Genomic DNA, 12369 nt, shown 5'->3' with positions numbered 1-12369 from the left:
TGGGAAGGCAAAATCCGATAATACTGATAAGGTTCAGCTTTGCGCGCAAGCTGTTTGCCTAGAAGAAATGATGAATATTACCATAGAGAGTGGCGCGCTATTTTATGGTAAAACTCGCAATCGTCTAAATGTTGGATTTGATAAACCTTTGAGAGATGAAACTTATGCTCTTGCTCAAGAATTTCATGCTTTAGTTGATAGCGGAGAAACGCCAAAACCTGAATATTCAAAAAAATGCGATAATTGTTCGTTTAAAGAATTATGTTTGCCGGAAATATTTGATAGAAAGAAGTCCGTAAAAAAATATTTAAAAGAAATGATAAATAATGAAGAAATTATTTAACACATTATATGTTTCTACTCAAGGAACATATATATCAAAAGAACGTGAAAATATTGTAATAAGTTTGCAAAACAAGGAATTATTTAGAGCGCCTATTCATCTAATCGATTCTGTTGTTTGTTTTGGAAATATTATGTGTTCGCCTTTTCTTTTAGGATTATGCGCTGAAAATGATGTTTCTGTAAGTTACTTTACGGAATACGGAAAGTTTATTGCAAGGATGCAGTCTCCAATTTCAGGCAATGTGCTTCTAAGAAAACAACAGTATAAATATTCGGAAGATAAAGTTTTTTGTCTGGAAACAGCTAAGTCAGTATTGCTTGGAAAGTTAAACAATTCTAGAAYTGTAATAAACAGAGCTTTGAGAGATCACAAAGATAAAATATTTAATTCTGATAAATTGAGACAAGTATCGGATAGTTTACGCAGATCAATTGATAATGTTTTTAATGCCAGCAATATAGATATTTTACGAGGAATGGAAGGCGATGCTGCAAGTTCTTACTTTAGTGTATTCAATGAATTAATACTGAATAATAAGGAAAAATTTTTTATGTCTGAGAGAAATAGACGACCTCCTAAAGATAGAGTTAATTGTCTTCTCTCTTTTGTATATACACTATTGGCACATGATGTGTCATCTGCATTGGAAGGAGTTGGATTAGATCCTCAAGTTGGTTTTTTGCATAAAGATAGACCCGGCAGACCGAGTTTAGCCTTGGATATGATGGAAGAATTTAGATCTGTAATAGCTGACAGATTAGTTCTTACTTTAATAAATCTATCCCAAATTAATTATGATGGTTTTTCAGAATCTTCAAGTGGCGGAGTAGTGATGGATGATGAAAATAGAAAAATCGTAATGGATGCGTACAGAAAAAGGAAAGAGGAAGAAATATTTCATCCTTTCTTAAAAGAGACTATACACATTGGGCTTTTGTACCATGCTCAGTCTTTACTTTTTGCTAGACATATAAGAGGCGATATTGATGCGTATCCGCCATTTATTTGGAAATAGGMCGATAGTATGCTTGTTTTGATAAGCTACGATATAAATACTGTTGATATAGGAGGTCAAAAACGTTTAAGAAAAGTTTCTAAAATATGCTTGGATTATGGTCAAAGAGTTCAGTTTTCGGTTTTTGAATGTGAAGTTGATCCTACTCAATGGGTGTTTTTAAAAGATAAACTATTGAGCGTTGTTGATTCAAAAAAGGATAGTATCAGATTTTATATGCTTGGTTCAAATTGGAAAAGAAAAATAGAGCATCATGGTTGTAAAGAACCTGTTGATTTGCATGGAACTTTGATAATATAGGAAAAAATTTTAAGCAAATTTTAATAATGCGAATTGTACGTGATTGCATATTGTTCATTTGGATCGCGTGTTGAAAAATGAATCAAAAATTGAAAATGTGTAAAAATATACATGTGAAAATGCAGGCTTCGCACAAATAGTTATAAATTTGTTGAATTTATAAGAAGTTTTTGTAGTACTGTCGCGCCCCATGCGGGCGCGTGAATTGAAATTCTATTCTGTACCGCTTGTTCGCCTAAATGAGCAAGTCGCGCCCCATGCGGGCGCGTGAATTGAAATCCGACGACGATACTCATCCCAACGTCCTTGGTAACGTCGCGCCCCATGCGGGCGCGTGAATTGAAATTGCAGATGATCCTTGTGAAGAGAACCCTCGATAAGTCGCGCCCCATGCGGGCGCGTGAATTGAAATGGGCGTCCAATCAACATTCTTAACACGAGACATCATCTCGTCGCGCCCCATGCGGGCGCGTGAATTGAAATGGGCTACCGCCCTTGGCTTCGCCGGCGGTTGGTGGTCGCGCCCCATGCGGGCGCGTGAATTGAAATGCCAAGCGTTTTGCCAAGATAACCGGATTTATCAGTCGCGCCCCATGCGGGCGCGTGAATTGAAATATTCCAAATCTGGACATAAGCACGAATCGGGAGCAGTCGCGCCCCATGCGGGCGCGTGAATTGAAATATAGTCGGTTTGTTGACGCAGGACCGCTTTTTGGTCGCGCCCCATGCGGGCGCGTGAATTGAAATTTCTTTGTCCATAGCCAATTGCGATAAATCGCGGTCGCGCCCCATGCGGGCGCGTGAATTGAAATATTAGAATTTGTCCGGCTTCGCCAAGCGTTTTGGTCGCGCCCCATGCGGGCGCGTGAATTGAAATTACATAGCGGCCTCCGTCGCGCGCGCAGCGCTCGAGTCGCGCCCCATGCGGGCGCGTGAATTGAAATAACCTGCGACCAATCAATGTCTTTGAGACGAGATGGTCGCGCCCCATGCGGGCGCGTGAATTGAAATTTGTTCCGTCTCTCATTGTAAATCCTTTTTGCAGTCGCGCCCCATGCGGGCGCGTGAATTGAAATTAACGCCGCCTCAGCGCTTACGATGTGAGAATGGTCGCGCCCCATGCGGGCGCGTGAATTGAAATATGCCCAAAATAGCGCTCGCTTCGCTCCCGCCTAGTCGCGCCCCATGCGGGCGCGTGAATTGAAATCGGTCCTCCATGAAATTAATGTTTTTATTCACTAGTCGCGCCCCATGCGGGCGCGTGAATTGAAATTATCGGTGAGGCTCTCAACGCTCGTAAAAAATTTTGGTCGCGCCCCATGCGGGCGCGTGAATTGAAATTAATAAAACCGCCGAAGGTCTTGAAAAACTGAGTGTCGCGCCCCATGCGGGCGCGTGAATTGAAATTATTCGGAGTCAATCACATGGATGCTGAGTATGTTGTCGCGCCCCATGCGGGCGCGTGAATTGAAATACGCGCCCGCATGGGGCGCGACGACATACGCAAAGTCGCGCCCCATGCGGGCGCGTGAATTGAAATCTGTTACAGCCCAGGCAAACCCCGAGGGTGATTTTGTCGCGCCCCATGCGGGCGCGTGAATTGAAATTAATAAAACCGCCGAAGGTCTTGAAAAACTGAGGTCGCGCCCCATGCGGGCGCGTGAATTGAAATAATTGGTGAGGCTCTCAACGCCCGCAAAAAATTGTCGCGCCCCATGCGGGCGCGTGAATTGAAATGGGCATATATCGCTATTTGGAATGAATGGTATAGTCGCGCCCCATGCGGGCGCGTGAATTGAAATTGACGGTACGCCTGCTCGTACTGATACTGCTGCTGGTCGCGCCCCATGCGGGCGCGTGAATTGAAATTCGTCGATTTGGTCGTCTCTCTCGCTTCGAATAGTCGCGCCCCATGCGGGCGCGTGAATTGAAATCTGGTAAGGCTTATGTCCGTCGTATAATGTATGGTCGCGCCCCATGCGGGCGCGTGAATTGAAATAACGCAGTAATAGCTTTCATAAAACCACTGAGGAGTCGCGCCCCATGCGGGCGCGTGAATTGAAATCGTTACGCTCACTTATGATGATGCAAAAATTACCGGTCGCGCCCCATGCGGGCGCGTGAATTGAAATAGCCTTAGCACGATACATATCTGCCTGGGCTTTCGGTCGCGCCCCATGCGGGCGCGTGAATTGAAATGGACGATTACAGAAGGCTGTGATGAGGCAACGCAGTCGCGCCCCATGCGGGCGCGTGAATTGAAATCCGGACTTATGGATCATATGTGAGGTAAAAATGGTCGCGCCCCATGCGGGCGCGTGAATTGAAATCGGGAAATAATAATCAAAGCGGGACTGACGAGAAGTCGCGCCCCATGCGGGCGCGTGAATTGAAATCGTACGCTGAGTATGGAATACATAAGCACGACCAGTCGCGCCCCATGCGGGCGCGTGAATTGAAATGCTCGTGACATCATTTCACGGTACTTGCGATTGTGGTCGCGCCCCATGCGGGCGCGTGAATTGAAATCAGATTTGAACATAGGCACGGATCGGTAACACGGTCGCGCCCCATGCGGGCGCGTGAATTGAAATATTATGTGTGGGAGATCCGAGAGAGTTTAAAGGAAGTCGCGCCCCATGCGGGCGCGTGAATTGAAATAATCTTCATCAAATAACTCCTTGTTTTAATTTTGTCGCGCCCCATGCGGGCGCGTGAATTGAAATCACATAACGACCACCATCACGCGCGCAGCGCTCGGTCGCGCCCCATGCGGGCGCGTGAATTGAAATTCATGCGTAACTTTATCATCGGGGATATAGTCGCCGTCGCGCCCCATGCGGGCGCGTGAATTGAAATATAGCTAGATTACTCCTTGTTTTAATTTATCCTTGTCGCGCCCCATGCGGGCGCGTGAATTGAAATATAAGTATCTGGCCAGACTCGCCGAGAGTTTTACCAGTCGCGCCCCATGCGGGCGCGTGAATTGAAATGTGTGGTCCAATCTTGCTTGCGGCGTATCCTACAAGTCGCGCCCCATGCGGGCGCGTGAATTGAAATACCAGAACACATATGTAAACACGGAAAGTCGTCAGTCGCGCCCCATGCGGGCGCGTGAATTGAAATTCGCAAGACCGATCTGAGACATAAGTTGTTTGGAGTCGCGCCCCATGCGGGCGCGTGAATTGAAATTTTGTTAAGATGATAATCCCGTTCTCTGAGCTGGTCGCGCCCCATGCGGGCGCGTGAATTGAAATCACATAGCGACCACCATCACGCGCGCAGCGCTCGGTCGCGCCCCATGCGGGCGCGTGAATTGAAATATGGTCGATGCGTTGACGCATTACGGCCTTTTGTAGTCGCGCCCCATGCGGGCGCGTGAATTGAAATAACAGTAGTATAAGGAGTAGGCTCATTAAGAGACGGTCGCGCCCCATGCGGGCGCGTGAATTGAAATCAGACAGCAATATACGCCCGAAGAGGCAATGCAGTCGCGCCCCATGCGGGCGCGTGAATTGAAATATCAAATTACTCCTTGTTTTAATTTGTCCCGAGCGTCGCGCCCCATGCGGGCGCGTGAATTGAAATTTATTTTCCACCTAGCCTTTCAACCAAAATTTTTGTCGCGCCCCATGCGGGCGCGTGAATTGAAATTAGTCATGTCGCCGTTTATATGGTCCCACGTTTTGTCGCGCCCCATGCGGGCGCGTGAATTGAAATACAATAATGAGAGCCTCCGGGAATTACGATAATAGTCGCGCCCCATGCGGGCGCGTGAATTGAAATTTTTGTCGTCGAGTGAATTAATAAAAGCGTTAAGGTCGCGCCCCATGCGGGCGCGTGAATTGAAATAGATTATATACGGGGTTTAAACTAATGTCAAACGGTCGCGCCCCATGCGGGCGCGTGAATTGAAATAAGCAATTTGTTTCTGTAAGGGCGTACTCGGCTTGTCGCGCCCCATGCGGGCGCGTGAATTGAAATGAGTCCCTCCTCCCCGAAAAAGTAAAAACAGGAGGTCGCGCCCCATGCGGGCGCGTGAATTGAAATGTCTCTGGTCAAGTCTAGTTTGAGTTTGTTTTCTTGTCGCGCCCCATGCGGGCGCGTGAATTGAAATCCATGTATAAACGACGCCCCTATAGTTGAAAATCAGGTCGCGCCCCATGCGGGCGCGTGAATTGAAATTACGCTTATTTCAGTTAGTCCCCCCATAAGTACTCGTCGCGCCCCATGCGGGCGCGTGAATTGAAATCGAAGTCCGTAGTAAGTATAGGGAAGCAATTTTGGTCGCGCCCCATGCGGGCGCGTGAATTGAAATCCGTACAACGAAATTACCGCCCAATCTTTTGAAGTCGCGCCCCATGCGGGCGCGTGAATTGAAATTAAATCTTTGAAGCAGTTGGCTTTGCGTATGTCGTCGCGCCCCATGCGGGCGCGTGAATTGAAATGCCGCGAGCTATACGGGCAATAAGCTGATCGGTAGTCGCGCCCCATGCGGGCGCGTGAATTGAAATATGTTAACCCTCTGAATGCCACCTTGGCTTAAGCCAGTCGCGCCCCATGCGGGCGCGTGAATTGAAATCTGTTTCTCTTTGTTTTAGCCACATTTTTTTATGTCGCGCCCCATGCGGGCGCGTGAATTGAAATATTTATTTTGGTCATTCGCCTCTACCTCTCCAGAGTCGCGCCCCATGCGGGCGCGTGAATTGAAATACAAAAAAATTTGGCAGAGCCCCAAATGCGGCAAAGTCGCGCCCCATGCGGGCGCGTGAATTGAAATTCAAATATGATTGAGAGCGCCCAAAAAGACATGGTCGCGCCCCATGCGGGCGCGTGAATTGAAATATCTGCTTCTCGTGGGCTAATGTTGTGCAGTTTCAGTCGCGCCCCATGCGGGCGCGTGAATTGAAATTTTTTTAGGCTCGAGCGTTGTATCCACTAATCTGTCGCGCCCCATGCGGGCGCGTGAATTGAAATTAAAAACACCTAGCCCAGCAACGGGGATAGAGGCTGAGTCGCGCCCCATGCGGGCGCGTGAATTGAAATATAATATGCGGTGGCGCTTTTATACCTTCGTCGGTCGCGCCCCATGCGGGCGCGTGAATTGAAATTTTTCATAACGCTTGTTTATTTTGGATACACGCAGTCGCGCCCCATGCGGGCGCGTGAATTGAAATTTGTTGTGGTGGTGGTTGTTGTTGTGATGACGACGTCGCGCCCCATGCGGGCGCGTGAATTGAAATTAGTCCTCCGCTTGTAATAATTTGTGAGTTTGTAGTCGCGCCCCATGCGGGCGCGTGAATTGAAATCCTCTCGACGGTGTATGTGCCGCCGGGCAGGCTAGTCGCGCCCCATGCGGGCGCGTGAATTGAAATTCAAATTCAGAGTCGAGAGTGCGTATAGTAGCCAGTCGCGCCCCATGCGGGCGCGTGAATTGAAATGATGGCGATAGCCGCTTGTTGGTACGCGTGCGTAGTCGCGCCCCATGCGGGCGCGTGAATTGAAATTTTTAATTGTAGATGTTTTAACTTCCAAGAACCCAGTCGCGCCCCATGCGGGCGCGTGAATTGAAATGAATCCATCCGCCCCCAAAAAAATCGGGGAGTAGTCGCGCCCCATGCGGGCGCGTGAATTGAAATGTACGCTTTTGTTAAACTATAGTCCACGTTTAGCCAGTCGCGCCCCATGCGGGCGCGTGAATTGAAATAGGATTTACACAGTTACGCATGACTTGCCTTCTGGTCGCGCCCCATGCGGGCGCGTGAATTGAAATGCTGTCTTTTTCCGCGTTAGCAATCATGTTTGAGTAGTCGCGCCCCATGCGGGCGCGTGAATTGAAATATGTCGGGATATTTTACTTTCCCACCTCGCCCTGGTCGCGCCCCATGCGGGCGCGTGAATTGAAATGCATTACCTGTCTTCTGTCTACCCCACTTATTGGTCGCGCCCCATGCGGGCGCGTGAATTGAAATTATATCAGCGGTATCTATCCTATTAATTACCGTTGTCGCGCCCCATGCGGGCGCGTGAATTGAAATTTTTTCCGAAAAGCCACTTGGGACTATGCCCGAATGTCGCGCCCCATGCGGGCGCGTGAATTGAAATTGTAACAGTATTATCTCTTCGTACAATTTCATGTCGTCGCGCCCCATGCGGGCGCGTGAATTGAAATACGGACATACGCAGAGATACTGTGCGCATCACAGTCGCGCCCCATGCGGGCGCGTGAATTGAAATGCCATATGGACTATACTCCATATTTCCCTCCGCAGTCGCGCCCCATGCGGGCGCGTGAATTGAAATACGTGGTTGGAACGCAATATACTTGTAGGTAACCGTCGCGCCCCATGCGGGCGCGTGAATTGAAATTTAAAAAACTCTTCGTCGTCGTCCATGATAGGTGTCGCGCCCCATGCGGGCGCGTGAATTGAAATTATTCACAAGCTACAAACAATATGACAAGTTTAGGTCGCGCCCCATGCGGGCGCGTGAATTGAAATTTGCTAAAACTCAACAATCAGTAGCGCGTGCTCAAGGTCGCGCCCCATGCGGGCGCGTGAATTGAAATCTATCAGCCCTCTTACATAGGCTGATACACTGTCTGGTCGCGCCCCATGCGGGCGCGTGAATTGAAATATTCTCCTTTGGTAGTTTAGTTAATAACCTTACTAGTCGCGCCCCATGCGGGCGCGTGAATTGAAATTAAGTACATAAGCGTTGTCGTCAAAAAGTCTATTGTCGCGCCCCATGCGGGCGCGTGAATTGAAATTACGCGTAGTTGCGTATATTTCTTTTGATTTTCGTCGCGCCCCATGCGGGCGCGTGAATTGAAATTTTATCCCTAGCCAATTGCGATAAATCGCGATAGTCGCGCCCCATGCGGGCGCGTGAATTGAAATATGTCGGGATATTTTACTTGCCCACCTCGCCCTGGTCGCGCCCCATGCGGGCGCGTGAATTGAAATCAGACAGTCATTACAAGGTTAGCGGGACGGATTAAGTCGCGCCCCATGCGGGCGCGTGAATTGAAATTTTCATTAAATAACTCCTTTCTTCATTTTATTTGTCGCGCCCCATGCGGGCGCGTGAATTGAAATCGTTATCCAGCGCATGGTTTTTCGCGGGTCCGAGGGTCGCGCCCCATGCGGGCGCGTGAATTGAAATCCAAACACTAACGTCTTACGGCTGCTCGGGCAACTGTCGCGCCCCATGCGGGCGCGTGAATTGAAATATTATTTTCCACATCCGCGCCATTAGTTTTTGCTGTCGCGCCCCATGCGGGCGCGTGAATTGAAATCTGTCGACCACGTGTAAATCCAGCTTGCAGCCCGGTCGCGCCCCATGCGGGCGCGTGAATTGAAATGGTACACTGAAGCATCGACGAAGGAGCAGCGTGGTCGCGCCCCATGCGGGCGCGTGAATTGAAATATCTAGACAGTTACCTATCAAGTAAGGTAACTGTAGTCGCGCCCCATGCGGGCGCGTGAATTGAAATTAAGCTTTTGAGCCTGCGCATGAGCTACAGATTGGTCGCGCCCCATGCGGGCGCGTGAATTGAAATTTTAACCCTTGAGCAACGTAAGTATAATGAATTTCAGTCGCGCCCCATGCGGGCGCGTGAATTGAAATAATAGCATACATAACCTCGCGGGCGTATCGTTCAGTCGCGCCCCATGCGGGCGCGTGAATTGAAATATGGATTGACCTTCGACTTTATACATCGACGGGAAGTCGCGCCCCATGCGGGCGCGTGAATTGAAATTTGCTAAAACTCAACAATCAGTAGCGCGTGCTCAAGGTCGCGCCCCATGCGGGCGCGTGAATTGAAATAGCTCAGTTATCTTCTCATCGTCATAAGTCAACGTGTCGCGCCCCATGCGGGCGCGTGAATTGAAATACTGTTGCCACTATGATAATTAACGCGGCCTTGACGTCGCGCCCCATGCGGGCGCGTGAATTGAAATCGCAGGCTACTGTATATACGCGAGCGTATTCATAGTCGCGCCCCATGCGGGCGCGTGAATTGAAATAGGGGCTTAATCGTATATTTGCTGTTACTGATACGTCGCGCCCCATGCGGGCGCGTGAATTGAAATACTGTTGCCACTATGATAATTAACGCGGCCTTGACGTCGCGCCCCATGCGGGCGCGTGAATTGAAATATATTCACGTTGCTCTTTAATTGCAGCATTGAGGCGTCGCGCCCCATGCGGGCGCGTGAATTGAAATGAAGAATTTCTGAGTTTGAACAGCAAAACGTAAAGTCGCGCCCCATGCGGGCGCGTGAATTGAAATGCCTTCGATAGAAGTATATGGACTTGGTTCACCCAGTCGCGCCCCATGCGGGCGCGTGAATTGAAATGTAGCCCGGATATGCTGTTATTGTTTCGCGATATCGTCGCGCCCCATGCGGGCGCGTGAATTGAAATAAAATTTTTTTGAACGTAGGAGGCTATGTCTGGGTGTCGCGCCCCATGCGGGCGCGTGAATTGAAATGCTGAAGCCATTCTAGCGCTTTTTCTATATCTGCGTCGCGCCCCATGCGGGCGCGTGAATTGAAATCGCGCACAGTAATACTCCGCCTGCTTTAATCCTACGGTCGCGCCCCATGCGGGCGCGTGAATTGAAATCAAAAAAGATAAACTAAAATTAACCCAAAAAACCGTCGCGCCCCATGCGGGCGCGTGAATTGAAATTTTGTCTCCGTCGATGTTTTTTTTGATTCGCTCGGTCGCGCCCCATGCGGGCGCGTGAATTGAAATGCAATCACGCGGGCAATCACCACACGCTAGGTCGGTCGCGCCCCATGCGGGCGCGTGAATTGAAATTTTTTGTTCTTTTTGTATTTTTTTGCGCTTGTACCGTCGCGCCCCATGCGGGCGCGTGAATTGAAATACAATCACGCGGGCAATCACCACACGCTAGGTCGGTCGCGCCCCATGCGGGCGCGTGAATTGAAATGGGTCCCAACATAGTTGCACGTGCTCGTGCGCGTAGTCGCGCCCCATGCGGGCGCGTGAATTGAAATCCAACATGCAGTGCAACAACAACACCACCACCGACGTCGCGCCCCATGCGGGCGCGTGAATTGAAATGTACGCGTTCTCAACTTTTTCTTAGTACGCGTAGTCGCGCCCCATGCGGGCGCGTGAATTGAAATTGTTTATCCCTTCTTCCGCGCACAGTAATACTCCGGTCGCGCCCCATGCGGGCGCGTGAATTGAAATAAGCCCTTTTCCTCGTCAATCGCCTCGTCGCTGGTCGCGCCCCATGCGGGCGCGTGAATTGAAATCAGCCCGCGCCCAAAACACGTGGTGGTGATTTCGTTGTCGCGCCCCATGCGGGCGCGTGAATTGAAATTTTTTGTTCTTTTTGTATTTTTTTGCGCTTGTAGTCGCGCCCCATGCGGGCGCGTGAATTGAAATCCTTTCCTTTCGCTTTCATTTCTTTTTTCTCTTGGTCGCGCCCCATGCGGGCGCGTGAATTGAAATCTCATACTTTTCGTAAATTCCACATAGTGCGTGCCCGGTCGCGCCCCATGCGGGCGCGTGAATTGAAATTTTCCATCGCGATTTTTAAGGTTGCGGCGTATATTGTCGCGCCCCATGCGGGCGCGTGAATTGAAATGTTCTCCGGTGGTGTAAAAACCACCGGAGAAAACAGTCGCGCCCCATGCGGGCGCGTGAATTGAAATGGAGTTATTGTGACGGGGACTGTATAGCTAACGGCTGTCGCGCCCCATGCGGGCGCGTGAATTGAAATTTCGCGCAGCACAAAATTGCTACAAAATCTTAAGTCGCGCCCCATGCGGGCGCGTGAATTGAAATGCGGAGGATAGCGGACAAAATTACTGCTCTATGGTCGCGCCCCATGCGGGCGCGTGAATTGAAATGATAACGTGGATAAGTTCGGGAAAAGAAAATGCAAGTCGCGCCCCATGCGGGCGCGTGAATTGAAATATAGTCGCACACTCGCGCGTAGTTACCTTCTGCCAAGTCGCGCCCCATGCGGGCGCGTGAATTGAAATGCGCACGCACGGCGAAGCGTACGGGGATGCTAGTCGCGCCCCATGCGGGCGCGTGAATTGAAATATTAAAAAAAGATTCGCAGCTGCTGTAAGTTACGCGTCGCGCCCCATGCGGGCGCGTGAATTGAAATAAACCACCCGACGACGAAGATTGCAATGCTGGATAGTCGCGCCCCATGCGGGCGCGTGAATTGAAATAAACTTTTCAGCCACAAAAAATCACAATAAAGACGTCGCGCCCCATGCGGGCGCGTGAATTGAAATATCGCAATGCGTGCGCGACGAAGCTGGTAGATAGTCGCGCCCCATGCGGGCGCGTGAATTGAAATGCGTATAAAAAATGAGCGGGATTATGATCAGTGGTCGCGCCCCATGCGGGCGCGTGAATTGAAATTCTCGCCCATGCAAGATTTTGAGAGTTCGTGTGGTCGCGCCCCATGCGGGCGCGTGAATTGAAATGGTGGCTTAAAAACCACCGACGGGAACAAAACGAAGTCGCGCCCCATGCGGGCGCGTGAATTGAAATCTCAGGGACGTGGAAAATTTTAGAAATTTACACCGTCGCGCCCCATGCGGGCGCGTGAATTGAAATCCGTAGATGTGGTACAGATATAGGTGATTTGTGGTGTCGCGCCCCATGCGGGCGCGTGAATTGAAATTTGCGCAATTACCGCTCTGCC

General features: G+C 50.0%; 3 protein-coding genes and 1 CRISPR repeat array. All 3 genes read left to right on the top strand.

Annotation, left to right across the window (positions count from 1 at the left end):
• A partial coding sequence (gene cas4, locus LE180_RS02560; protein ID WP_374133923.1) for a CRISPR-associated protein Cas4 occupies nucleotides 1-343 on the top strand: 343 nt, incomplete at its 5' end.
• Nucleotides 327-1361, top strand: coding sequence for a type I-C CRISPR-associated endonuclease Cas1c (cas1c, locus tag LE180_RS02555; protein WP_374133922.1), 1035 nt, complete (start codon nucleotides 327-329; stop codon nucleotides 1359-1361). The genes cas4 and cas1c, both read left to right, overlap by 17 nt.
• A gap of 9 nt (nucleotides 1362-1370) precedes the next feature.
• Nucleotides 1371-1661 carry a CRISPR-associated endonuclease Cas2 gene (gene cas2 / locus LE180_RS02550; RefSeq protein WP_374133921.1) on the top strand — a complete coding sequence of 97 codons (291 nt, stop codon included), beginning with the start codon at nucleotides 1371-1373 and terminating at the stop codon, nucleotides 1659-1661.
• 180 nt (nucleotides 1662-1841) lie between these two features.
• A CRISPR array of direct repeats spans nucleotides 1842-12348; the repeat unit is 32 nt; unit sequence GTCGCGCCCCATGCGGGCGCGTGAATTGAAAT.
• Between the last annotated feature and the right edge of the window lie 21 nt (nucleotides 12349-12369).

The organism is Candidatus Endomicrobiellum pyrsonymphae, from assembly GCF_020328025.1.
GTDB lineage: Bacteria > Elusimicrobiota > Endomicrobiia > Endomicrobiales > Endomicrobiaceae > Endomicrobiellum > Endomicrobiellum pyrsonymphae.
Note: the sequence above shows the minus strand (reverse complement) of the source record. Positions and strands in the feature narration are given on the sequence as shown.